The sequence below is a fragment of the Desulfurobacterium thermolithotrophum DSM 11699 genome, from assembly GCF_000191045.1.
Taxonomy (GTDB): Bacteria; Aquificota; Aquificia; order Desulfurobacteriales; family Desulfurobacteriaceae; genus Desulfurobacterium; species Desulfurobacterium thermolithotrophum.
Window position 1 is genome coordinate 114,625 of the sequence record NC_015185.1, and the last position, 21,979, is coordinate 136,603.

General features: G+C 34.8%; 24 protein-coding genes, 1 tRNA gene and 1 pseudogene. 14 read left to right on the forward strand and 12 right to left on the reverse strand.

Annotation, left to right across the window (positions count from 1 at the left end):
• Positions 1-27: 27 nt before the first annotated feature.
• From DESTER_RS00625 to DESTER_RS00635, 3 genes are read right to left on the reverse strand one after another with little or no spacing between them, the layout of a single operon-like run.
• The gene (locus DESTER_RS00625) at positions 28-933 is read right to left on the reverse strand and encodes a lysylphosphatidylglycerol synthase transmembrane domain-containing protein (RefSeq protein ID WP_013637743.1); all 906 of its coding nucleotides are present in this window, start codon (positions 931-933) and stop codon (positions 28-30) included.
• Positions 920-1,885 (reverse strand): glycosyltransferase family 2 protein, encoded by a 966-nt coding sequence (locus DESTER_RS00630; RefSeq protein WP_013637744.1) that lies wholly within the window; start codon positions 1,883-1,885, stop codon positions 920-922. Before DESTER_RS00630 ends, DESTER_RS00625 begins: the two co-directional genes overlap by 14 nt.
• Positions 1,878-3,425: an ArnT family glycosyltransferase gene (locus DESTER_RS00635; protein ID WP_013637745.1), complete on the reverse strand. Its 1,548-nt coding sequence runs from the start codon at positions 3,423-3,425 to the stop codon at positions 1,878-1,880. Before DESTER_RS00635 ends, DESTER_RS00630 begins: the two co-directional genes overlap by 8 nt.
• An 80-nt stretch (positions 3,426-3,505) precedes the next feature.
• On the opposite strand from DESTER_RS00635, the gene DESTER_RS00640 reads away from it, so the two are divergent.
• Positions 3,506-3,754, forward strand: coding sequence for a hypothetical protein (locus DESTER_RS00640; RefSeq protein ID WP_013637746.1), 249 nt, complete (start codon positions 3,506-3,508; stop codon positions 3,752-3,754).
• Positions 3,732-5,309, forward strand: a complete 1,578-nt coding sequence (locus tag DESTER_RS00645) for an ArnT family glycosyltransferase (protein WP_013637747.1) — start codon at positions 3,732-3,734, stop codon at positions 5,307-5,309. The genes DESTER_RS00640 and DESTER_RS00645 overlap by 23 nt, the downstream gene beginning before the upstream one ends.
• On the opposite strand, the gene DESTER_RS00650 is transcribed toward DESTER_RS00645, so the two are convergent.
• Together DESTER_RS00650 and DESTER_RS00655 are read right to left on the reverse strand one after the other, a co-directional pair.
• The gene (locus DESTER_RS00650) at positions 5,231-6,052 is read right to left on the reverse strand and encodes an SIR2 family NAD-dependent protein deacylase (RefSeq protein ID WP_013637748.1); all 822 of its coding nucleotides are present in this window, start codon (positions 6,050-6,052) and stop codon (positions 5,231-5,233) included. The genes DESTER_RS00645 and DESTER_RS00650 overlap by 79 nt on opposite strands.
• 14 nt (positions 6,053-6,066) lie before the next feature.
• Positions 6,067-6,153, reverse strand: a tRNA-Leu gene (locus tag DESTER_RS00655).
• A gap of 110 nt (positions 6,154-6,263) precedes the next feature.
• Between DESTER_RS00655 and DESTER_RS00660 the strand changes: the two genes are divergently transcribed.
• The 4 genes and pseudogenes from DESTER_RS00660 to DESTER_RS08515 all read left to right on the forward strand — a co-directional run bounded on the left by DESTER_RS00660 (position 6,264) and on the right by DESTER_RS08515 (position 9,660).
• Entirely contained in the window at positions 6,264-6,977 is a 714-nt protein-coding gene (locus tag DESTER_RS00660) for an MBL fold metallo-hydrolase (RefSeq protein ID WP_013637749.1), read from the forward strand.
• A 10-nt stretch (positions 6,978-6,987) separates the two neighbouring features.
• Complete coding sequence (ffh, locus tag DESTER_RS00665; protein WP_013637750.1) at positions 6,988-8,334, forward strand: signal recognition particle protein; 1,347 nt, start codon at positions 6,988-6,990, stop codon at positions 8,332-8,334.
• Positions 8,335-8,404: 70 nt separating this feature from the next.
• Positions 8,405-9,459 (forward strand): annotated as a pseudogene (locus DESTER_RS08525) (IS481 family transposase); the annotation flags it as partial.
• Positions 9,448-9,660: a KH domain-containing protein gene (locus tag DESTER_RS08515; protein WP_083802003.1), complete on the forward strand. Its 213-nt coding sequence runs from the start codon at positions 9,448-9,450 to the stop codon at positions 9,658-9,660. The pseudogene DESTER_RS08525 and the gene DESTER_RS08515, both read left to right, overlap by 12 nt.
• Before the next feature lie 31 nt (positions 9,661-9,691).
• Here the strand turns inward: DESTER_RS08515 and fsa are convergent, their stop codons facing one another.
• Genes fsa through DESTER_RS00705 form a run of 5 tightly spaced genes read right to left on the reverse strand, consistent with a single transcriptional unit; the run spans position 9,692 to position 13,294 of the window.
• The gene (gene fsa, locus DESTER_RS00685) at positions 9,692-10,354 is read right to left on the reverse strand and encodes a fructose-6-phosphate aldolase (RefSeq protein ID WP_013637752.1); all 663 of its coding nucleotides are present in this window, start codon (positions 10,352-10,354) and stop codon (positions 9,692-9,694) included.
• The gene (locus DESTER_RS00690) at positions 10,351-10,860 is read right to left on the reverse strand and encodes a metal-dependent hydrolase (protein WP_013637753.1); all 510 of its coding nucleotides are present in this window, start codon (positions 10,858-10,860) and stop codon (positions 10,351-10,353) included. The genes fsa and DESTER_RS00690 overlap by 4 nt, the downstream gene beginning before the upstream one ends.
• Positions 10,857-11,504 (reverse strand): MBL fold metallo-hydrolase, encoded by a 648-nt coding sequence (locus DESTER_RS00695; protein WP_013637754.1) that lies wholly within the window; start codon positions 11,502-11,504, stop codon positions 10,857-10,859. Before DESTER_RS00695 ends, DESTER_RS00690 begins: the two co-directional genes overlap by 4 nt.
• On the reverse strand, positions 11,464-12,051 hold the full coding sequence (locus DESTER_RS00700; protein WP_013637755.1) for a LabA-like NYN domain-containing protein: 588 nt from the start codon (positions 12,049-12,051) through the stop codon (positions 11,464-11,466). Before DESTER_RS00700 ends, DESTER_RS00695 begins: the two co-directional genes overlap by 41 nt.
• A complete protein-coding gene (locus DESTER_RS00705) occupies positions 12,026-13,294 on the reverse strand; it encodes a cation diffusion facilitator family transporter (RefSeq protein WP_013637756.1) in 1,269 nt (422 codons plus the stop codon). Before DESTER_RS00705 ends, DESTER_RS00700 begins: the two co-directional genes overlap by 26 nt.
• 209 nt (positions 13,295-13,503) lie before the next feature.
• Here DESTER_RS00705 and DESTER_RS00710 point away from each other — a divergent pair, with 209 nt between their 5' ends.
• The 8 genes from DESTER_RS00710 to hydE all read left to right on the forward strand — a co-directional run bounded on the left by DESTER_RS00710 (position 13,504) and on the right by hydE (position 21,478).
• Complete coding sequence (locus DESTER_RS00710) at positions 13,504-14,856, forward strand: [Fe-Fe] hydrogenase large subunit C-terminal domain-containing protein (protein ID WP_013637757.1); 1,353 nt, start codon at positions 13,504-13,506, stop codon at positions 14,854-14,856.
• A gap of 25 nt (positions 14,857-14,881) precedes the next feature.
• Positions 14,882-15,247, forward strand: a complete 366-nt coding sequence (locus DESTER_RS00715; RefSeq protein ID WP_013637758.1) for an iron hydrogenase small subunit — start codon at positions 14,882-14,884, stop codon at positions 15,245-15,247.
• On the forward strand, positions 15,237-15,914 hold the full coding sequence (locus DESTER_RS00720) for a cytochrome b/b6 domain-containing protein (protein WP_013637759.1): 678 nt from the start codon (positions 15,237-15,239) through the stop codon (positions 15,912-15,914). The genes DESTER_RS00715 and DESTER_RS00720 overlap by 11 nt, the downstream gene beginning before the upstream one ends.
• A gap of 88 nt (positions 15,915-16,002) precedes the next feature.
• Positions 16,003-17,406 carry an aspartate ammonia-lyase gene (locus tag DESTER_RS00725; RefSeq protein ID WP_013637760.1) on the forward strand — a complete coding sequence of 468 codons (1,404 nt, stop codon included), beginning with the start codon at positions 16,003-16,005 and terminating at the stop codon, positions 17,404-17,406.
• The gene (gene hydF / locus DESTER_RS00730) at positions 17,390-18,682 is read left to right on the forward strand and encodes a [FeFe] hydrogenase H-cluster maturation GTPase HydF (protein WP_013637761.1); all 1,293 of its coding nucleotides are present in this window, start codon (positions 17,390-17,392) and stop codon (positions 18,680-18,682) included. Before DESTER_RS00725 ends, hydF begins: the two co-directional genes overlap by 17 nt.
• Positions 18,639-20,108 (forward strand): [FeFe] hydrogenase H-cluster radical SAM maturase HydG, encoded by a 1,470-nt coding sequence (gene hydG, locus DESTER_RS00735; RefSeq protein ID WP_013637762.1) that lies wholly within the window; start codon positions 18,639-18,641, stop codon positions 20,106-20,108. Before hydF ends, hydG begins: the two co-directional genes overlap by 44 nt.
• Positions 20,101-20,382 (forward strand): hypothetical protein, encoded by a 282-nt coding sequence (locus DESTER_RS00740; RefSeq protein WP_013637763.1) that lies wholly within the window; start codon positions 20,101-20,103, stop codon positions 20,380-20,382. The genes hydG and DESTER_RS00740 overlap by 8 nt, the downstream gene beginning before the upstream one ends.
• Positions 20,351-21,478, forward strand: a complete 1,128-nt coding sequence (hydE, locus tag DESTER_RS00745) for a [FeFe] hydrogenase H-cluster radical SAM maturase HydE (protein ID WP_013637764.1) — start codon at positions 20,351-20,353, stop codon at positions 21,476-21,478. Before DESTER_RS00740 ends, hydE begins: the two co-directional genes overlap by 32 nt.
• Here hydE and DESTER_RS00750 read toward each other — a convergent pair.
• Both DESTER_RS00750 and DESTER_RS00755 read right to left on the reverse strand, forming a co-directional pair.
• A complete protein-coding gene (locus DESTER_RS00750) occupies positions 21,425-21,703 on the reverse strand; it encodes a type II toxin-antitoxin system RelE family toxin (protein ID WP_013637765.1) in 279 nt (92 codons plus the stop codon). The genes hydE and DESTER_RS00750 overlap by 54 nt on opposite strands.
• Positions 21,693-21,926, reverse strand: a complete 234-nt coding sequence (locus DESTER_RS00755) for a ribbon-helix-helix domain-containing protein (protein ID WP_013637766.1) — start codon at positions 21,924-21,926, stop codon at positions 21,693-21,695. The genes DESTER_RS00750 and DESTER_RS00755 overlap by 11 nt, the downstream gene beginning before the upstream one ends.
• Positions 21,927-21,979 lie beyond the last annotated feature (53 nt).

Sequence of the window (21,979 nt, forward strand, 5' to 3'; positions counted from 1 at the left end):
TTTTTGCTGGCGGTATTATAAATGTTTTTAATACTCTTTTCTTTTTAATTTTTTTGAAAGATAGAACCATCCAACAAGCGCTAGAATGCCGGACATTAGGAGAAGGAGAAGGTGAAAATAAAAAGCAATCGTTAAAGCGTAGCTAACTTTAACTCCTATTAAAGAAAACCCTCCTACAAGTCCTGCCTCATAAGTTCCAAATCCTCCAAAGCTGTGGATTGGTAAAATTGTTGTTACTTCTCCAAAGGTTGAAACAAAAACAGTCTTAAAGAAATTAAGCTCTATTTTTCCTGCTTTTAGAATAAAAAAGAAAGAAACAAACTTGAAAAGCCACGTTAGAAAAGAGTAAGAGAGGATTTTTCCAACTGCTCTAAAGGAGATGAAAGTTTGAACAAAGGAAAAAACTGTTCCAATGATAAGGAAACGACCGCGAAACTTTTTGAGCAGTTTAAATCCTAAATAAAGGAGAAGAATTAATATGGAGATTGTAATAACAGGAATCCAGAGGAGCTCTTTACTTTTAGTAGCAACAAAGAGAACAGAAGTAAGGAAAAATAACGAAAGGACAATAAGGTCTAATATTCTTATAAAGAGAAGAGCTACTGAAGAAATTGTTGCATCGACTCCAAAGAGTTTCTTAAGAATTATAGGAAAAGATGCTTCTCCAGATCTAAAGGGAAGAATATTGTTAAAAAAGGTGTGAATTCCCATAACGGCAGCAAGATCTTGAGTGGAAATAGATGGAAAGATAATACTAAACCTTTTAGCCCTAAAAATGTATGTGAGAAGGTAGAAGAAAAGAGAAAAAATTAAATAAATTGGATCAAGGTTTTTGATTATCTCTTTCAGCTTGAAAAAAACATCAAACCTATATAGAAAATAGGCAAATATAATCAGTATAAGCGTAGGGAAAAAAAGGCTATTCTTCTTCAACGTTTATAGCTCTCCCAACAACGTAAGGTTTTTTATCCTGAGCTTCAAAGTATATTCTCATGAGAATTTCACTGATAATTCCCGTTGTAAACATTTGAATTCCCGAAAGTATAAATAAAACTGAAATAATTAAAAGAGGTCTTCCGCCAATAGAATGTCCAGTTAGCTTAAGTCCTATAAGGTATAAAAATGGAATTAAACCTACTAAAAAGAGAAAGAGTCCAAAGATTCCAAAAAAGTGGATAGGTTTTTGCATGAATTTTTTTAAAAACCATATAAAGAAAAGATCTGCAAGAACTTTAAAGGTTCTTGATATACCGTACTTTGATTTTCCATAAATTCTCGGATGATGCTTTACTGGTATTTCTATAATCTTGCTTACAGAAGTAACAGTTGAGGCAAGAGCTGGAATAAATCTATGGAGCTCTCCATAAAGCCTTACCTTCTTTATAACGTTACTTTTATAAGCCTTTAAAGTACAACCGTAGTCGTGGATTTTCACTCCTGTTATCTTTCCTATTAACCAGTTAGCTATCTTTGACGGTAATTTTCTTGAAATTGCAGCATCCTGCCTATGTTTTCTCCAACCACTAACTACGTCGTAGCCTTCTTCTATCTTTTCAAGAAGTCTTGGGATATCTTCAGGATCGTTTTGAAGATCTCCGTCCATTGTTACTATTACGTCTCCAGTAGCATAGTCCATTCCGGCCATCATTGCTGGAGTTTGTCCAAAATTTCTTGCAAATTCAATTACTTTTACCTTTTTATCTTTAGAAGCAATTTTTTCTAAGAGCTCTTCTGTCCTATCAGTACTTCCATCATCAACAAAGATTATTTCATAATCGTAAGGTAATTTTTCAAGAACTTTCTTTAATTTATCGTAAAGTATAGGAATGTTTTCCTCTTCATTGAAAACAGGAATGACGATGGAAATTTTCTTTATGCTATCCATCTATTTTCTCCTTAGGATAGTTTGAGATAATAACTATACTGTGTTTAGTGATGAGTTCTTTTTTCTTATCTAAAATATAGAAACTTTCTCCTTTTAGTTTTTTCAGTCTATTTTCTCTTGTCACAATAATAACCGGTTCTTTTGAGCGCAGTAAAGCTTTTGCTCTATTTGAATCTATACTTTCAAGTTTTCCTTCTTTAAAGTAATAGACAATTTCAGGACTTGTATAGTCTAAAAAGTAGAATTTACACTCTTTACACTTTTTAGCAAGTTGTTGAATTTCTTTTCCAACAGCAGGTTTAGCTCTATGAAATTCAAGAGAAGGAAGTGTTATCCACTTAAAAAGCACCATAGTTCCAATAAAGCCAAATGTAAGGGGTTTGAGATAATCTTTCTTAAGGAAAATAGTAGCTAAGAGTACCGGTAAAAGCATTACAAGAGAAAGAAGAGGCCATCCTTTTATCTTAAAGAAAATAAAAGCTATAACGGAGAAAACTATAAAAATAGCAGCTGTAATGTAAGCTGGTATTTTATCTTTAAACTTTGAAAGATACCAACTTGTGATAACAGCAAAAGCAGGAAAAGAAGGAAGGAGATAGTGGGCAAGTTTTGTATGAGCAATTTGGAAGAAAATAACAACAGTAAAAAACCACACAAGGGAAAAGTTAAGGACATTATCGGTAATTGATTCTTTTCTTTTAAACACTCTATATAGAGCAAAGGGGAAAAAGAAACTCCAAGGAAGATACAACCAGAAGTAGTTTGCAAGATAGTACCACCACTCAGTTGGATGACCCGGTACTTTTGAGGTAAATCTATGGATGTTGTGGAATATGATAAAGTCTTTAAAAAATTGATAACCGTGCTTTTTAAAAATTGCAACGTACCACGGAGCTACAATAAGAAGATAGATACCAAATCCCTTAAACCAAGGAATTTCTTTAAGAGTTTTCAAAAGGTCTCTTCTAAGTAAGAGATAGATTATGGCAACAAGACCAGGTAGAGCAAGACCAACAGGACCTTTAGTTAAGGTTGCAAATCCTGAGGAGGCAAAAGCAAGAAGGTAAAACTTTTCACTTTTTCTGTGGTAGGCTTCAAAGAAGAAGATCAAAGAAGCTGCAAAGAAGAAAGTCAAAACCACATCGGGCATTGCAACAGAAGACATGACTATGAAATCTAAAAGTGAAAGGAAAACGAGAGAAGTCCAGAAGGCAAGGTCTCTTCCTTTCCATCTTGTAAGCCACCAGTAAAGAAGAAGAACAGTAAAAACTCCAAAGATAGAAACAAAAAACCTTCCACCAAATTCGTTAATACCAAAAATCTTGTAACCTAAGGCTATAAGCCAATAAACAAGAATAGGTTTGTCAAAACGGTATTCATAATTGTAGTAAGGGGTAATGTAGTCTCCCGTTTTAACCATTTCCCAAGCTGCTTCCATGTACTTCGGTTCGTCTTTATCAAAAGCCGAATAGAAACCGTTGGGTAAAAGAAGGAGAACTGTTGAAATTAAAGCTAAGAGCCAAAAGCGTCTATCCTGCATCTTTTCATCCTCTTAAAGTTGCATTTTGAAGTATAACAGAGAAATTATTGTTTGTAGAAAAATTTTTTAAAGAGGTATCTATGTACAAAAGGCTTTTAAAGTGTAGCACTTGTGGAAATACAGGAGAATTTGAATATGTAGGTTCTAGAGACGTAAATAAAAAGGGAGATGTCAAAGATATCATAGGAAACAAAGAAATGTGGATAAGCTATTTTAAATGTCCTGAATGTAGTTCTATTGAGGTAGAATTTCACCCTGTAGGTGAAAAACCAGATATTCCAGAGGAATTTTTCAGAGAGGTGGCTGTTGAAGAAGGAAATGATAGATAGAACTTTTAAACTTTTTCTGGTTTTTCTTTCATTTGCTCTTTTAATAAATATTGGAACATTTGTTCTTTACCATGAAGAACCAAGAAGAGGAATAATTACCTTTGAAATGTTAAAAACTCATAATTTTTTTCAGCCAACAGTTCTTCTAGAGCCATATTTTAGAAAGCCACCTTTTCACAATTGGATTTTAGCTATTTCCTCAGAGATTTTTGGTTCTGTATCTGAATTTTCATTAAGATTACCTTCTCTTATTTCGGTTATTTTAACTTCCGTTTTTCTGTTCTTTTTTTCTTCCAAGCTCTTTGAAAGAAAAGTAGCTCTTTTTTCAGCAGTTATATTCCCAACATTTTTTATGGTTCTTTTTGGATATTCTACAAAAGCTGAACCAGACACTCTTTTTACTTTTTTAGTTTCGTCATCCATAATCTCGTGGTATTACTTTATAGATAAGGGAAAAGAAAGAATTGCTTGGTTTTTAGGATACTTCTTCACATCTCTTGCTGCTTTAACAAAAGGCTTTCCAGCTTTTCACTTTTTCTTAGTAGCTATATTCGTTTACTTTTTCTTAAAAAAAGATTTAAAAGGACTTCTTTCCCTTAATCATATAGTTGGCTTTGTTTTAGGAATTATTCCTTTTGTTGGATGGATACTTATAGTTCCAACAGAACAAGCTTTAAAGACGCTTTTTTCAGAAGTTATTTCTCGTGCTCCTACTCAGTTTGATTTGTTAGAAACTATCAAAAGATTTATTTCCTTTCCATTTAGATTTCTGTTTGCAACTTTCCCGTGGTCAGTAATTGTTCTTTTTTATCTATATAGAGAAAAGGAAGGTTATAAAAAGCTAATAAGCGATAAAACTACTCTTTTTTTAATTCTAACATTTATTGGAAACTTTCTTATCTATTGGTTTTTCCCGGGTTCAAGAATGAGATATACAATGCCTTTACTTCCGCTTTTGTCAATTCTAATTGCAGTTTATTTAAAAGATAAATATTTCATTCATAAGAGAGCAAAAAATATACTCCAATTTACGTTAGAGCTCATAGTTCCCCTAGGGATTGTTGTGGGTGTAATTATTACTGGTAACTCATCTCTCATACTTAAGGAAACGATTATATTTTTAATATTTGCTTATCTTTTCTATTTCTACTTTCTTCCAAGGATTAACTTTACTCCTATTGTAATTCTCTTTGCTTTATTAATGCTTTTGTTTAGAGGATTTTACAGTTCTTATTATTTACCAATTGCAGAGTCTAAATATCCTCCAGTTAGAGAAGTTGCAAAAGAGATTGCAGATTTAACTAAAGAATATCCTCTCTTTACAAAAACAAAATACCTTCAACTCTGTTTTTATGTTGAAAAGTTTAAGAATTCAGTTTTACCTTATTCTTCAAAACCTCCAAAAGATTCTTTATTCCTTTCTGAAAGACCAGAAGGCAATGTTTTAAAAGAGTTTTCCCTGGGTAAGCATAAATTTTACTTATGTTCTTTTAGTATTGAAAGAATAGAAGGTAAAACTTTAGAAGCTGAATCTCGAAAAACAAAGTTACAATAGGAAGATATAAGAGTTTTATCTATATTGATCTCAACAAGAACTGCTCCCTTTTTCTTTGCAATTAGCGGCAAAGAAGCTGCTGGTTGAACCAATGCTGATGTTCCAATGGAGAAAAAGATTTTGCTTTTCTCTGCTGCTTGAAAAGCTTTCTGGAGAGCATCTTCGGGGAGATTTTCGCCAAACCAGACAACTCCGGGACCAACAAAGTTTCCACAAATAGAACACTTTGGTAAATCTTTTGCCTCTAAACCCTCTAAAATTCTTTTTCTGAAATCTTCCTCTCTTAGTCCTTTCAGGAATTTCCTATCTGCAAGGGGAAATAGGTTGAAAAGTTCTTTCTCATTGTATCTTTTACCACAGTACCTACACTTTCCTTCAAAAATGTTGCCGTGGAGCTCTACAAGTTTTTTAGAACCAGCTATTTTGTGAAGACTGTCTACATTTTGAGTTATGAGAAGAAAGTCAGGAAATAACCTTTCCATTTCAGAAATCGCATAATGAGCGTGATTAGGTTTTGCGTTTGCTATGAGTCTCATTCTCCATAGGTGCCATTTCCAAACTCTTAAAGGGTCTTCTTCAAAGGCTTCAAATGTCGCAAGTTCTGTTGGATCGTACTTATTCCACAGTCCATCTTTTCCACGAAACGTAGGAATGCCGCTTTCGGCACTTACACCAGCACCTGTAAGAACGGCAACTGATTGGAAACTTTTAAGTATTTCTGAAAGCTTTTCTATGTCTTTCATTTTTACTATTCCTTTGGTGCCCGGGGCGGGATTTGAACCCGCACGGGATTGCTCCCACAGGATCCTGAGTCCTGCGCGTCTGCCAATTCCGCCACCCGGGCATTTAAATTAAAGAAAAGTTATTTCTTTTCAAGGCTTTTTAACTATAATATATGCAATTTATCTTTAGCTGCATAAATTGACAGCAGTAAGAAAAAAGTTGAGGTTAAGAATGGAAAATCTAAAGATCCTTTACGATAATAGAGCTCTCCCTGACTATAGAGAAGATTGGGGATTTGCTGCTCTTATAGAGCTCTCAGACGAAACTATACTTTTTGATACAGGTGCAAAACCGGAGGTTCTTGCAGAAAATTTAGAAAAGTTTGGTGTAAATATTGAGGAAGTAGATGTTGTTTTTATATCTCATAACCACTGGGATCACGTCGGAGGATTACCGTACATTTTGAAGAAAAATAGGGACTTTGAGCTTTTTGTTCCTGAGCCAGATTGTGTAGAGTTTGAAGAAAACCTGCCAGAAAGTGTTGTGTGCGTTCCAATAACTACACCGACTTACATATCAGAAAGAGCAGTCTCTACGGGTATAATGGAAACGGGAATTGAAAAACCTTCCTTTGAGCATTCTCTAATAGTGAGTACAGCAGAAGGTTTTGTCTTATTAACAGGTTGTAGTCATCCTGGAATAGTCGAGATAGCTAAGAAAGCTGTGACAATCTGTGGAGAGGAACTGTTCCTCATAGTTGGTGGATTTCACCTTTATAGATCACCAGATGAGAAAATCATCGAAGTGGCTGAAGAACTTAAAAAGTTTACTCGCTTTGTTGCTCCCTGTCACTGTACAGGAGAGAGAGGAATAGAACTTTTCAAGGAAATCTTGAAAGATAGATTTGTAGAAGCAGCAGCTGGTGTGGAAATCCCGCTCGAATAGGAGGTAGTTGATGTTTGATGCTTTAGCAGAAAAAGTTCAATCTGCAATAGAAAAAATTGGCAGAAAAGGAAGAATAGATGAAGAGACTCTAGAAAAAGGTCTTAGAGAAATAAAACTAGCTCTTCTTGAAGCTGATGTTAACTACAGGGTTGTTTCAAACTTTATCAAAGATATTAAAGAGAAAGCCCTAGGAGCCAAGGTAATAAAAGGGGTAAATCCAGCACAGCAGCTTGTAAAAATAGTTCACGACGAGCTTGTTCAAACTCTTGGTGGAGAAGCAGAAAAACTTAACTTAAAAGGAAAACCTTCTGTTATTCTTTTAATTGGTCTTCAAGGTTCGGGTAAGACTACAACGGCAGCAAAGTTAGCAAATTACTTGAAAAAACAAGGGAAAAGAGTACTTCTGACATCTGTTGACGTTTATAGACCTGCTGCAATGCTTCAGCTTAAAAAGCTTGGAGATCAGATTGGGATTCCGGTATTTCTTGAAGAAAAAGAAAAGGATGCTGTAAAGATTGCAAAAGATGCTCTCTTGAAGGCTAAAGATGAAAGCTATGATGTTCTCGTTGTTGATACAGCTGGAAGACTTCACATTGATGAAGAGCTACTTGAAGAAGCAAGGAAAATAAAAGAAGAAGTTGTTCCTGATGAAACACTTTTTGTTATTGATTCAATGACTGGTCAGGAATCTGTAAATATTGCAAAAGCTTTTGATGAAAGAGTGGGAATGACAGGAATTGTTCTTACAAAGATGGATTCAGATGCAAGAGGAGGGGTAGCTTTATCTGTTAAAGGTGTAACAGGTAAACCTATAAAATTTGCAGGTGTGGGTGAAAAAATTGATGACTTTGAGCCTTTTTATCCAGATAGAGTCGCGTCACGAATCCTTGGAATGGGAGATATTGTTTCCTTGGTTGAAAAGGCACAAGAAGTAATAGATGAAAAAGAAGCTCTTTCTATGCAGGAAAAGCTTTTGTCTGGTGAGTTTACCTTAGAAGATTTTAGACAACAACTTAGAATGATACAGAGATTAGGACCTCTTCAACAGATAATTAGGATGATTCCAGGACTTTCCAGTCAAAAAATGTTAAAGCAACTTGAAAAAGCAATAGATGATAAGAAGCTAAAAAGGATTGAGGCTATAATAAATTCAATGACTCCGGAAGAGCGTAGAAATCATGCAATTATAAACGCTAGTAGAAAAAGGAGAATTGCAAAAGGTAGTGGAACATCGGTTAAAGAGGTTGATGCTCTTATAAAACAGTTTGTTCAAGCAAAGATGGCTATGAAGCAGATGAAGAAAATGCAGAGGAAGATGGCTAAGAAAGGTGGAAGATTTCCATTTCCTTTTATGTAAGCTGTTGAAGTTCAGATAGAAGGTGGACACCCTACAATAACCTTTGAATACCACAAGGAGGTGTCCACCGATGAAACAATTGAAAAGATTCAAAGGAACATCCCTCCATATATCAAGCACAAATACAGCATTCAAAGAAACCCTGAAAGAAGGAAGAAGAGTAAAAAAGAAACTTGACCTAACAAAAGACAGAAACGTTAAAAGGAGACTCAAATGGATAGAGTACTACCACAAAACAGGCAACGCCAGAAAAACATGCAGATACTTTGGCATCAGTCCAACAACCTTCTACAAGTGGAAAAAAAGATACGACAAGTACGGGATAGAAGGACTCCAAGACAGAAACAAAAGACCTCATAAAGTAAGACAACCCCAAACAGAACCTGAAATAGAACACATCATCGTCACAATAAGGGAAAAATTCCCAACCTGGAGCAAAGAAAAGATAGCAGCCTTCATGGAAAGATACCTAAATGTAAAAATATCATCCTCTACAGTTTACAGGGTCTCAAAAGACACGGACTAATAGAAAGAACGGAAAAACTAAAAAGTACCTACAAGAGGAAGAAACAGAAAGGGAAAAAGAACCGCACCAGAAAAGGACTAAGAGCAGACAAACCAGGAACAATCCTCATGGACGTTAAATACCTCTACTGGTGCGGTAAAACCTTTTACCAGTTCACGGCAATAGACAAGTTCACCCGAATAGCATTTGCCAAGGTTTATTCTACAAAAAGCAGCAGGAGCGGAAGAAGGTTTTTTGAAGAACTTGAAAAATTTCTTCCCTTCAAGATAGAGAAAGTTCAAACGGATAACGGGAGCGAATTTTTAGGGGAGTTAGACGAATATCTTAAAAGAAAAGGGATAGAACACTACTTTAGTTATCCGAAATCTCCCAAGACTAATGCGCATGTAGAAAGGTTTATTCAAACGACAGAAAGTGAACTATGGATGATAGAAGGAACAGAACCGACTGTTGATGAGATGAATAAAAAACTTTTTGAGTATTTAAAGATTTACAACTTTCTTAGACCCCATCACTCTTTAAATTACAAGACTCCCGCTGAGAAGTTTGAGGACTATATTAGAAGTCATCAAGGTGTCCACCATGTATTGAACTCGAACAAACTAGTTGATAATCCTGATGCTGTTTACGTTGTAGAGACAGAAGGAGAAAGAACAATTATTATTGAGCTTAAGGTAGATCCAAAAGATCTTGGAAAAGTAATTGGTAGACAAGGAAGAACTGCAAAAGCTTTGAGAACTCTTCTTTCTGCAGCTGCAACAAAGATAGGAAAGAGAGCTGTTCTTGAGATAATTGAGTAGCGGGTACCCGCTACTCAAAGTTTTTTAATCTTTATTCAAAAATAGAATCCTTTCCTGGTACTTTTGCCCAATCTTCCAAAAATCTTTCTAGTCCTATGTCTGTTAGTGGATGTTTTGCTAACTGCTTTATTACTTTAAATGGTATTGTTGCAATATCTGCACCAAGAAGTGCTGCCTGAAGAACATGTTGAGGGTGTCTTATACTGGCAACGATAATTTCTGTATTAAATCCGTAGTTATCATAAATTTGAACAATCTGAGATATTAATTCCATTCCATCATGTCCAATGTCGTCAAGTCTTCCAACAAATGGAGAAACGTAAGTAGCTCCAGCCTTTGCTGCAAGAAGTGCTTGAAGAGGTGAAAATACAAGAGTGACGTTTGTTTTTATTCCTTCCTTAGAAAGTGTTTTTACTGCTTTTAAACCTTCTGTCGTCATTGGTATTTTTATGACAACGTTATCTCCAAACTTTGCAAGTTGTCTTGCTTCGTTTATCATTCCTTGAGCGTCTAAGCTAACTACTTCTAAACTCACAGGACCAGGAACTGTTTCTACTATTTCCTTTGCAACCTCAAGGAATGGTCTTCCCGTTTTTGAAATGAGAGTTGGGTTAGTTGTAACCCCGTCAACCATTCCCATTTCCATTGCAGCCTTTATTTCGTTTATGTCGGCAGTGTCTATGAAAAACTTCATCCTCTAACCTCCTCTATTAACTTTTTTAGAACTTCGAGAATATCTTTGTCTATGAATCCTGCGTAGCTAAGTTTTCCTGAATCTACAAAATAAATCAGCATTACAACTAGCGTAAGTATAACAAAAATTTCACCAAATTTTCCTGAACGAACAAGTTTTAAAGATAAACGAGGATAGTACTTAAAAGAGAATGGAACTCCAAGAGGATTTAGAATATCAAGAAGAATGTGAGAAGCGTAACCTATTGAAAAAGAAAGGAAGTAGCGTCCTATTTCGTAGCTGTAATGATCTCTAAGATATAGAGAAAGAAAAACTAAGACTATTGGTATAGCAATATGATGTGTAATTCCTCTGTGAGAGTTAAAAAGGGTTCTATTTTGTCTAAATGGCAATCCCTTTTTCAAGTCAATATCTGGTAAAACACTTCCAAAAGCTGCCGGAATTATGGGTAATTGAAAAAACGCAGCAAGGAGAATTCCTCCTAAGATATGAGTACCTGCTGTCATCCTATAAACTCTCTTATAAAAGGATTGTTATTTATTTCTTCTTTTACAGTTGTTCTAGGGCCGTGTCCTGGAATGATAAGCGTATCAGGATTTAGCTGATTTAAAACTTTTACTACTGAACGTTTAAGTTCATGGCGATTACTCATAGGAAGATCGTATCTACCTATACTTCCCTTGAATATTAGGTCTCCAACAATTGCTACATCTGCTTTTGGAGAAAATAAGACAATACTTCCAGGAGAATGACCAGGAGAGTGAATAATTTTGAAATTAAAGTTTCCAAGTTTTAGCTCGTCTTCATCTTTTAAAGTTTTTTCTGGAGATGGAGAATACTCTGCACCTGCAAGTTCTCCGATTTCACTTTCAACCCAAAAGTTTAAATGCTTAGCTGCTTCTTCGTGCATTATTAAATCGGCCTTAGGAAATTTTAGCTTTGCCCATGCATTTGCAGCTATGTGATCAGGATGTTCATGAGTGTTTATTATGTACTTTACGTTAAGGTCTTTCCTAGAAAGTATGTCCTCTATCTCTTCAATAGACTTTTTATCACCAGGATCAACTATAGCAGCACACTTACTTTCCTTATCCCAAACAAGTAAAGTGTTAACCAAAAAAGGACCGGCTGGAATTGCTAATATCTCCATTTTCCTTCTCCTCTAAAACGATGTAGTCTCCTATTTCACCAAGATCAATGTATTCATTAGCTGCGTGAATGAGTTCTTTTGCAGTTATAGATCTAAAAGAAATAACTTCCACCTTTATTCCCTTTGCTTTGAGAAAGTTTATTAAATCAACAAAATCACCATCTCCGCTCATTAAAACAACAACGTCAATCTTTCCATTTTCTGCCATTGCAATAGCATCAATGGCTATTCCCATATCCCAATCAGCTTTATATTCTATCTTATCCCAGCTATAAAACTTTTTAGGTTCTTTTAGCTTTACTTCGTAACCAAGACTTCTTAAAACATAGATAAAACTATCCTGATTTACCTTATCAAGATCAACAAGATAAGCAATTGCTCTATAAAGAGTTCTTCCTCTTACTCCTAGCTCCAATAATCTTTTAAAGTCAACTTTTTTCTTCAGAGTATTTTTAGCGCCGTAGTAAATATTTTGCATATCAACAAAAACAGCTACTCTTAAATGGGAAGTTATTTTATCTCTATCTATTAGCTCTTGTGCCTTCACTAGAACCTCCGTTAGAAATATCACAGACAAATCTATTCCATATAGCAAGAGGAGGCTCACAAGTTGGCTCTTGTTTTAGTTTTTCGATAAAAACAGATAAATCTTCTTCTGGTATTAACTTCATTCCTACTCCATAGTTTGATAGAGCAAAAATTACTCCCTTACCTAAGGGAAGTGAATTTACAGCTATGCAATTAACTCCTTTAGAAATTAAAAACTCTACTAATTCGATACATTTGCCAAATTGCATATTGGAAGCAGGATTTCTAAAAATTGCTAATTTTTTCAGTTCATTTTTTTCTTTTTCTAATAGAAGAATCTTAGGACATTCGCCAAACCTTCCGCACACTCTCTCTTCATTTTCTTCTATTGGAATAGCATAGATAAGTTTCTTTTTTTCTTCAGGTTCAAAATGGATAATTATCTTTTCTATAAATGGGATGTCTCTTTTTATTCTTTCTTCAATTTCATGTATGAGACTATGAGCTTTTTCAAGACTGTCTGTAGAAACACAGACTTCTGCTTCAATAAACTTATAGCTTCCAGAACTTCTTCCTGTTACTGACTTGACACGGGAGATTAGAGGATAAGAAAGCATTATTTTCTTTATTTTCTCAAGAGTTTCCCTATCTATAGAAGCATCAAGAATAACTTTTAAAGATTCTAACATTATTTCAAAACCTGAGTGAAAAATGAATAGTACAACTATAAGAACAGCTATTTTCTCAATTATTGGATAACCAAAGTAGTTTCCAAGAATACCGGTAAGAACGATAATAGAAGAGAGCATATCAGTCTTTATATGTTCAGAATCTGCAATAAGACTAGGAGAATTCAGTTCTTCTCCTTTTTTTCTTTCGTATTTTGAGAATAAATAAGTAAGTGTAATCGTAGTAATAATAGCTCCGATAGCCACAGGAAGATTTTCTATTTCCATTTTGCTTTGGCTAAATAAAACGTCTCTTGCTATTTCATAGCCTGCAAAGAATATTGCAAAAGCACTAACTAAAGAAATTACATTTTCTACTTTGTAAAGTCCATAAGGAAAACCATTTACTTTTTTATTAGCTATGACTATACCTGCATAAACTGATAAAGCAGCTGCAAAATCAGCTACAGAATGAACTCCATCTGCAACTAGTGCCGCAGAACCAGAGATTATTCCGGCAATAATCTTTAAAAGAGATAAAAAAAGGTTTAGAAAAACAGAATAAAGGGCTATTTTCTTTTTCTCTTCTACCATCTTTAGCTCCGTAAATATTTCTTTAATCAAAATTTAAGCGTGAATGATATCAAAGGGTAGAAGAATTTTTAAAATACAAAGTCGAAATTATGAGTTTTACTGATTAGGTTTTAAGGATTATTAAATATTACCTTTTACTTATGAAGTTGACACTTTCTATTAATTTTTTTAGAATTTGTATTATGAGAATTGATTATAAGGAGGAAGTAATGGATAACAAGGTCTCAAGAGTAGCCACTTTTCCCCCACCTCCAGACGCAAGAGTAAAAGGACATTCACCGTTAGGTACTTATAGACCAGGAGAACTAAAAGGAATAGTAAGGATCAATCAAGATAAGTGTGTAGGATGTGATACTTGTAAAGGACACTGTCCTGCAGATGCTATAAAAGGAGGACTAGGTGTAGCTCATTCAGTAGATATCATGAGATGTATTAATTGTGGTCAGTGTTTAGTTAACTGTCCTTTTGGTGCTATTGAGCAAATGAGTTTTGTTGATGAAGTGGCTAAAAAGCTTTCTGATCCAGAAGTAACTGTTGTAGCATTAATAGCTCCAGCAGTTCGTGTGGCAATAGCAGAAGAGTTTGGAGCTCCTCCTGGAACACTAACAGTTGGGCGTCTTCATAATGCGCTAAAGAAATTAGGTTTTAAGATTTATGAAACTAACCTAGCAGCTGACCAGACAATAATGGAAGAAGGTTTTGAGTTTATAGCCAAGGTAAGATACTGGCTTCTTGGAGAAAGGGATGAAGAGCTAAAGGAAATAGCACATCATCCACTTCCTCACTTTACAAGTTGTTGTCCTGGATGGATCAGATATGCAGAAATATACTATCCACAGCTTCTTCCACATATATCCGGAGCAAAATCTCCTCAACAAATGGCAGGTGCTTCAGCAAAAACTTGGGCTGCCCTAAATATTTGGAATGTAGATCCAAGGAAGGTTTATACAGTTGGAATAATGCCTTGTACAGCTAAGATATTTGAAGCAAGCAGACCAGAATTTAAATCAGCTTGGGAGTTTTTGAAAGAAAAAGGTTCTATTCCAGAAGATACTCCTCCATTTCCAGATGTTGATGCAGTACTTACAACAAGAGATTTAGCAACATTGTTCAAAATGAAAGGTATTAATCCTTTAGAGTTACCTGAGAAAGAAAAAGAGGAAGAACCAGGAGAAATTTACACGGGAGCTGCAACCATATTTGGTAATAGCGGTGGAGTTATGGAAGCAGCTCTTAGAACAACTTATTATGTTCTTTCCGGAAAGAAGCCACCTAACTGGAATATTTATGGAGTAAGAGGACATACAACAGGATTAAAGGAAATGGAAATTCCAATTCCTCTTAAGTCAGGTGAGACAATAAGGATAAGAGTAGCAGTGGTTAACGGAATAAAGAATCACCTAGATAAAATCGTTGAAGATGTAATAAAAGGAACATCGCCGTATCACTTTATAGAAGTAATGAACTGTCCAGGTGGTTGTATAAACGGAGGAGGACAACCAATTAATCCAATGGGAACATCCTGGATAGACCCATTACTTCCTTTAAGATTGAAAGCTTAAGAGAACTTAAGTAAGGAGGAACAAAATGAAAGAAGAAAGAACGCTCCCTTATCAGTATGAAGAAAAACCAGCTTCGACTTTAATAAGTAGAAGAACCTTCTTAAAAGTTACAGGAGCTATAGTATCAGTTATAGCAATAAGTGGATACGCTATAACTGATCTTTTAAAGAAGAGAAATAAGTATATAAAGATGAGGCAGGCTGGCCTTTATAAAGATGACCAAAGACTACAGAAAAAGGGATTAGCAGCATCATACGAAAACCCTGTAGTACAAAAGTTTTATAAAGAATTTGCAGGTCATCCTTTAAGTGAAGTTTCAGAACACCTTCTTCATACAAAGTATGTTGTGAGATCTAACCTCAAAATAGGTGGAGGAGAACATGGCTGCTAAAGAAGAAAGGGTACTAAGATTTCCGGCTTCTGAAAAAGTGTTTCATAACATCAATGCTATTACCTGGTACATTTTAGCTATAACAGGAATTCTTGCCTTTTTCAAACTAGTTCCTAAAAGTACAGCAGAAACTTTAATGCAAATTCATATTTGGGTAGGAGTGATTTTTACAGTAAACTTTATTGCCTTTGTTTTAATAGCTCCAGATAGGTTCTACATAATGCTTAAGAACCTTTTGGAGTGGGATAAAGATTCATTTGCTTGGTTTAAGAATTTAGGTGGTTATCCAAGAAAGTTTGGTATTCCTTTTGGTGCAAAAGAAACTGCTCCACAGGGTAAGTACAATGCAGGTCAGAAAATAGCATATCTTCTATTTATCTTTATGATATTCGGTTTAATTGTAACAGGATGGGTGCTTTATTTCCTTAAACATGCACTTGGAAAAGAGCTCTTTCTTCTAATGTTTTACTTCCATGTATGGGGTTCAATAATTACTACTCTTCTTGTGACTTTTGTTCATTTACCTCTTTCTTTAATTAACATAGAAGACTTTAAGGCTATGTGGAGATTTGGTAGCGGATATATGCCTTTTGAAGCTGCTGAGCACCACTCACCTAAGTGGGTAGAGAGAGATTTAGTTCAGATTGAGCCCATGAAAAAACAGTAAAAAGTCTATTTAAGGAGGAGTTAGGCTTTTTCTGCTCCTCCTTTTTATTTTGGATTGATTAAGAGATAAATAGAGGTCAACACTAATAATGTTTAGAGAAGAAAAAGATTTCCTTGGATCGTTGAAAATTCCAGCTGATAGTTACTACGGCATTCATACTGCACGAGCACTAAAGAATTTTCCTCTTTCTGGATACAAAGTTCCAAAAGAACTTATAACTGCCTATGCGTTAGTAAAAAAAGCTTGTGCAATTGCTAATACAAGGCTTGGGTATATTGAAGAGAAAATTGGAAATGCAATAATAAAAGCGTGTGACGAAATATTGGAGGGGAAATTTCAAGAAGAATTTATAGTTGATGCTCTTCAAGGTGGAGCTGGTACTTCAACGAATATGAATATAAACGAAGTAATAGCAAATAGAGCAAATGAAATACTCGGATACAAAAAAGGACAGTATTATCCTGTACATCCGCTTGAGCATGTAAATCTTCATCAATCAACAAATGACACCTATCCAACAGCTTTAAAAATAGCAGCTCTTTTTATGCTTGAAGATTTAAGCGAAGCTATAGCAAGACTTCAAGGTGTTTTACAGGAGAAAGAGAAAGAGTTTGCCTTTATTTTAAAAATTGGAAGGACAGAGCTCCAAGAAGCTGTTCCTCTTACACTCGGAAGAGAGTTTTCCGGTTTTGCAGAAGCTATTTCAAGAGACAGATGGAGAGTTTGGAAGTGTAAAGAAAGAATAAGAGTTTTAAATATTGGTGGCACTGCAATAGGTACTGGTTTAACTGCTCCAAGAGACTACGTATTCTTTGTAATAGAAGTTTTAAGAGAACTTACAGGTCTTAATATTTCACGGGCAGAAAATCCAGTTGGTGTGACGGCATTTGCAGACGATATGGTTGAAGTTGTTGGAATTCTCGATGCTTATGCTTCAAACCTATTTAAAATCTCAAATGATCTTCGCCTTATGAACCTTTTAAAAGAAGTAAGATTAAAACCTGTACAACCTGGTTCTTCAATAATGCCTGGAAAGGTAAATCCTGTTGTACTTGAAGCTACTATGCAAGTAGCTTTAAAAGTTAAAGCTAACTCTTATATAGTTAGAGAATGCGCATCCTCATCAACTTTCCAAATCGTTGAGTTTATGCCTTTAATAGCATTTAGCTTTTTAGAGTCTTTAAGACTTTTGCTTAACGTAACTACTGTTTTGAAAGAACATCTTACAAAGCTCAAAGCCGATAAGGAGTTTTGCAAAAAATATTTTGAAGAAAGTTTTTCTATTATTACAGCCTTACTTCCTTTAATAGGTTACGAAAAAGCAGTAGAGATAGTACAAGAAATGAAGACAAAAGAGGTAAAAAACATAAAAGAATTTCTGCAACAAAAGTTTGGTAACAAAATTCTTAAGTTGTTATCCCCTGAAAGCCTCAATTCTCTTGGATATGATGAATATGAGTTAGAGGAGCTACGAAATGATAACAACTCCTAAGGGTTTAAGACTCCACATTGGTGTCTTTGGAAGAACAAATGTTGGAAAATCAAGTTTTATAAATCTTGTAACTGGTCAAGAGGTTTCTATTGTTTCAGACATTCCAGGAACAACTACAGATGTTGTTGAAAAAGCAATGGAAATTTTGCCGATAGGTCCTGTTCTTTTCCTTGATACAGCTGGAATTGATGACGAAACGCTTTTAGGTAAAGAAAGGGTTAGAAAAGCTTTTGAAGTTTTAAGACGTTGCGATGTTGCGCTGCTTATGCTTGAACCTAATGTTTTTACTGAATTTGAAAGCAGTCTTATTAAGCTTTTTGAAGAAAAGAAAATACCATACGTTGTAGTTATTAATAAAATTGACGTTCAAAAACCAGAAAAAGAGTTTTTGAAAAATTTTGAAGAAAAGAAAATTCCGGTAATAGAGATTTGTGCACTAAAGAATAAAAGGGAAGATATTCTTGCAAAACTAAAAACGGCACTTTTAAAGGTTGTACCTGAAGAATTTTTAAGAGAACCTCAGCTTATAGGAGACCTTGTTCCTCCAGGTGGTATTGCTGTACTTGTTGTCCCTATAGATTTAGAAGCTCCTAAAGGTCGTCTAATACTACCTCAAGTTCAGACAATTAGAAATGTTCTTGATAGTGATGCAACAGCTATAGTTGTAAAAGAAAGAGAACTACCTTATCTTCTTTCTGTTCTTAACAGAAAATCTGATGTTATCGTCTGTGATTCTCAAGTTGTCTTAAAAGTGGCTGGAGATGTCCCTCAAGGTGTTAAATTTACAACATTTTCAATCCTTTTTTCCCGATATAAAGGAGATATTGTTGAATTTGCAAAAGGACTTCATGCTTTGAAAAACTTAAAAGAGGGAGCCAAAGTTTTAATAGCCGAAGCATGTACGCATCATCCTATAGAAGACGATATAGGAAGAGTAAAAATTCCTCGCTGGATAAGGCAGTATACTGGTTTAAAGGATATTAGTTTTTCTTTTCATTCAGGAAGAAGTTATCCTGAAGACCTTTCCGAGTACGATCTTGTTGTTCACTGTGGAGCTTGCACACTTAATAGAAGAGAAATGCTTTCAAGAATTGAGTTAGCAAAATCTAAAAATGTTCCTATTACAAATTACGGTATGTGTATTTCTCTTGTTCAAGGAGTTATTGAAAAAGTTTTAGAACCATTTCCAGCAGCCTTGCTTGCCTTTAGAAATCAGTTTGGGAGGAAAAAGTATGATTACCGTAACAGAAGAAGCTGTAAAATCTTGGATGCATAATGTTATTAAAAGAGAGCAGTATGAAAAGTTTATGGAAGGAGGAAAAGATTTTATAAATGATGAAGAAATATGGGAAAAACTTAAAGAAAACTCAAAGCCTGAGCCTTCAAAGGTAAGAGACATTATAGCGAAAGCTCTTTCTCTTGAAAGACTAGAACCTGATGAAACTGCAACACTTCTTAATGTGGAAGACAAAGAGCTCTGGCAGGAAATTTTTGAAGCTGCAGGAAAGATTAAAGAAAAGGTTTATGGAAAGAGAATAGTAACATTTGCTCCTCTTTACGTTTCAAACTACTGCGTAAATGATTGTGAATACTGCGGTTATAGGATATCAAATAAGCACATAAAGAGAAAACAACTTACAGAAGAAGAGTTAAAAGCAGAAGTAGAAGCACTGGTAAAGCAGGGACATAAAAGGCTAATAATGGTTTATGGTGAACATCCTTCTTCTGATGCACGATTTATAGCTAAAACCTTGGAAATAACCTATGGAATAAAAATAGAAGGCGGTGAAATAAGACGTGTAAACGTAAATGCAGCACCAATGAGTATTGAAGATCTTGAGTTACTAAGAGATATAGGCATTGGAACGTATCAAGTATTTCAAGAAACCTATCATCACGAAACTTACAAAAGACTCCATAAGGGTATAAAGGCAGACTATCATTGGCGTCTTTATTCACTTCACAGAGCTATGGAAGCTGGAGTTGATGATGTTGCAATAGGAGCTCTTTTTGGACTTTACGACTGGCGTTTTGAAGTAATGGGACTTCTTTACCATGCAATTGATTTAGAAAAAAGATTTGGAGGAGTTGGTCCTCATACAATTTCGTTCCCAAGGCTTGAACCAGCTGTTGGAACACCATTTTATGAAAAGAATAAAAAGTACATCGTAAGTGATGAAGATTTTATGAAACTAGTTGCAGTTATAAGGCTTTCTGTTCCTTACACTGGAATGATTCTTACTGCAAGAGAGCCGAAAGAAGTTAGAGAAAAAGTTTTACCACTTGGTGTTACGCAGCTTGACTTTGGAACAAACATAGGTGTTGGAGCTTATAGTAAAGGGGCTTATAGTCCCGAAAAGCAGCAGTTTCTAATTAATGATGAGCGTTCTCTTGACGAAGGAATAAGGTGGCTTGCTGAAAAAGGCTTAATTACAAGCTTCTGCACTGCAGGTTATAGGTGTGGTAGGACAGGTAACTACTTTATGGACATAGCAAAGAAAGGGAAAGTACATAAACTCTGTATGCCTAATGCAATACTAACGTTTAAGGAATATCTTCTTGATTACGCAAGTGAAGAAACAAGGAAGGTAGGCGAAAAACTTATTGAAAAGGAACTTGAATCCTTAGATCCTAAGATTAAAGGAATTATTCAGGATTACCTAAAGAGAATAGAAAAAGGAGAGAGAGATCTTTATGTGTAAAGAGAAAGTTGTGGAAAGATTTAGAGAACTTCAAAGAAAGCTAAAAGAAGTATATCCAGATGTAGATGTTGCCCTCTGCGAGCTCCTTGGTAGAAGGTGGTCTTTCGTGGAGGGAGGTTCTTCTAATCTTTCTCCTTTTGTTAAAAGAATTAAGGTTATAGAACGTTTTGGTATTTCTATTTTTTATGAGAATTCCCAGGATAATTTAAAAGAAATTATTGACTTTATAAGAGGATATTTTAATGGAGATTTCTTCAAAGAAATTACTAAATGAACTATTTTCCAATGGTATTAGCCGTTCTCTTCTTTCTTTAGCTGATTTAATAAGAAAACAAAAGGTAGGAAACTACGTTTACTTTAGAGGTCTTATAGAAATATCAAATGTATGTCAGAAAAATTGCTATTACTGTGGCCTTAGAAAAGATAACAAAAACGTCAAAAGGTATACTCTAACTGAAGATGAAGTCGTTGAACTTGCTCTTTTAATTTATAAAAAGGGAATAAAATCTCTTGCTCTTCAATCAGGAGAAATGGAAAACGAAGCTTTTTTTGAAAAGCTTTTAAGGATTATTCGTAAAATAAAAGAAAAAACAAAGAAGATAGACATTCAAAACGGAGAAGAACCAAAAGGTGCTGGAATAACCGGATCATTTGGAGAGTTAGAAAGAGAACACTATGAAGAGCTCTTTAAAGCAGGAGTTCATAGGTATCTTCTAAGGATTGAAACGTCCAAACGGGAGCTTTATGAAAAACTGCATCCTTCAGATCATTCTTTTGAAAAAAGACTTAAATGTTTAAAGTGGTTGAAGGAAATAGGTTACCAAGTTGGTACTGGAGTTATTATTGGGATTCCCGGACAGACTTATGAGGATCTTGTGAATGATCTACTTTTCTTTAAAGATTTTGACATAGATATGATAGGAATGGGGCCTTACATTGAACACCGCGACACTCCAATTTTTTGTTGGTATAAAGACTTAATAACTTCTAACGGATTTTATAAAAAGGTCTTTGAGCTATCCATAAAGATGATTGCCTTTGCAAGGATTCTACTTGAAGATGTCAATATTGTTGCTTCAACAGCTCTTCAGAGTGTTCCTGGATGTGAAAATGCACTTGAACTTGGCATAAAAGCTGGTGCTAATGTTGTAATGCCAGTTTTTACTCCTTATTCTGAAAGGAAAAACTATAGAATTTACGAAGGAAAGAAAAATCTTACTCCAGAGGAAATGAGTCAAAGAATAAAAAAAGCAGGATATGAACCTGTGTGGGATAAATGGGGAGATCCATTACATTTCTTTAAAAGAAATAAAATGTCAAATTCTCTTCTTTGCAATTTCGTAAACTTTTCTTCGATGAAGAATAGCTAAGATATATATCTCTTTTTCAGCACAATTAATTTTAAAGACTATTCTATAATCTCCTACTCTTAGTTTCCAAAAACCTTTTAGATTTTTTCTAAGTGGAATTCCATATTTTTCAGGAAAAGTCATTAGTTTATTTTCAATTGCAGATTTAATTCTCTTTTTTGTTTCTGATGATATTTCTCTTAAATCTTCCGGAATTTTGTGATGATAAAATACCTTATAATTCATTCCATATTTCCTCATGAGTTAGAGCTTTTTCTCTATCAAATGAGTAGTCTCTTTCTTCTGCTGTTTTTACAAGTACAACATCTTCTCTAAGCTCGAGAGCTTCTTTAATAAGTTCTCTAGCTGTTCTAGATAGAGAAAGTCCTGATTCTTTTGAAAGTTTTTTTAAAGCTTCATATAAACTTTCTTCAAGAACGATATTAATTCGAGGGTTTTTTGTAGGCATTTCTTACCTCACACGGATTAGGTTCATCATTTTTGTACAAATTATATAAGATA

Bases quoted from the DNA above. Each gene is read 5' to 3' on its own strand.
- DESTER_RS00740 (WP_013637763.1), top strand. From the start codon at position 20,101: ATGTGTAAAGAGAAAGTTGTGGAAAGATTTAGAGAACTTCAAAGAAAG.
- DESTER_RS00725 (WP_013637760.1), top strand. From the start codon at position 16,003: ATGTTTAGAGAAGAAAAAGATTTCCTTGGATCGTTGAAAATTCCAGCT.
- DESTER_RS00750 (WP_013637765.1), bottom strand. From the start codon at position 21,703: ATGAATTATAAGGTATTTTATCATCACAAAATTCCGGAAGATTTAAGA.
- DESTER_RS00635 (WP_013637745.1), bottom strand. From the start codon at position 3,425: ATGCAGGATAGACGCTTTTGGCTCTTAGCTTTAATTTCAACAGTTCTC.
- DESTER_RS00705 (WP_013637756.1), bottom strand. From the start codon at position 13,294: ATGGTAGAAGAGAAAAAGAAAATAGCCCTTTATTCTGTTTTTCTAAAC.
- DESTER_RS00650 (WP_013637748.1), bottom strand. From the start codon at position 6,052: ATGAAAGACATAGAAAAGCTTTCAGAAATACTTAAAAGTTTCCAATCA.
- hydE (WP_013637764.1), top strand. From the start codon at position 20,351: ATGGAGATTTCTTCAAAGAAATTACTAAATGAACTATTTTCCAATGGT.
- DESTER_RS00720 (WP_013637759.1), top strand. From the start codon at position 15,237: ATGGCTGCTAAAGAAGAAAGGGTACTAAGATTTCCGGCTTCTGAAAAA.
- DESTER_RS00640 (WP_013637746.1), top strand. From the start codon at position 3,506: ATGTACAAAAGGCTTTTAAAGTGTAGCACTTGTGGAAATACAGGAGAA.
- hydG (WP_013637762.1), top strand. From the start codon at position 18,639: ATGATTACCGTAACAGAAGAAGCTGTAAAATCTTGGATGCATAATGTT.
- fsa (WP_013637752.1), bottom strand. From the start codon at position 10,354: ATGAAGTTTTTCATAGACACTGCCGACATAAACGAAATAAAGGCTGCA.
- hydF (WP_013637761.1), top strand. From the start codon at position 17,390: ATGATAACAACTCCTAAGGGTTTAAGACTCCACATTGGTGTCTTTGGA.
- ffh (WP_013637750.1), top strand. From the start codon at position 6,988: ATGTTTGATGCTTTAGCAGAAAAAGTTCAATCTGCAATAGAAAAAATT.
- DESTER_RS00755 (WP_013637766.1), bottom strand. From the start codon at position 21,926: ATGCCTACAAAAAACCCTCGAATTAATATCGTTCTTGAAGAAAGTTTA.
- DESTER_RS00630 (WP_013637744.1), bottom strand. From the start codon at position 1,885: ATGGATAGCATAAAGAAAATTTCCATCGTCATTCCTGTTTTCAATGAA.
- DESTER_RS00695 (WP_013637754.1), bottom strand. From the start codon at position 11,504: ATGGAGATATTAGCAATTCCAGCCGGTCCTTTTTTGGTTAACACTTTA.
- DESTER_RS00690 (WP_013637753.1), bottom strand. From the start codon at position 10,860: ATGACAGCAGGTACTCATATCTTAGGAGGAATTCTCCTTGCTGCGTTT.
- DESTER_RS00715 (WP_013637758.1), top strand. From the start codon at position 14,882: ATGAAAGAAGAAAGAACGCTCCCTTATCAGTATGAAGAAAAACCAGCT.
- DESTER_RS00710 (WP_013637757.1), top strand. From the start codon at position 13,504: ATGGATAACAAGGTCTCAAGAGTAGCCACTTTTCCCCCACCTCCAGAC.
- DESTER_RS00660 (WP_013637749.1), top strand. From the start codon at position 6,264: ATGGAAAATCTAAAGATCCTTTACGATAATAGAGCTCTCCCTGACTAT.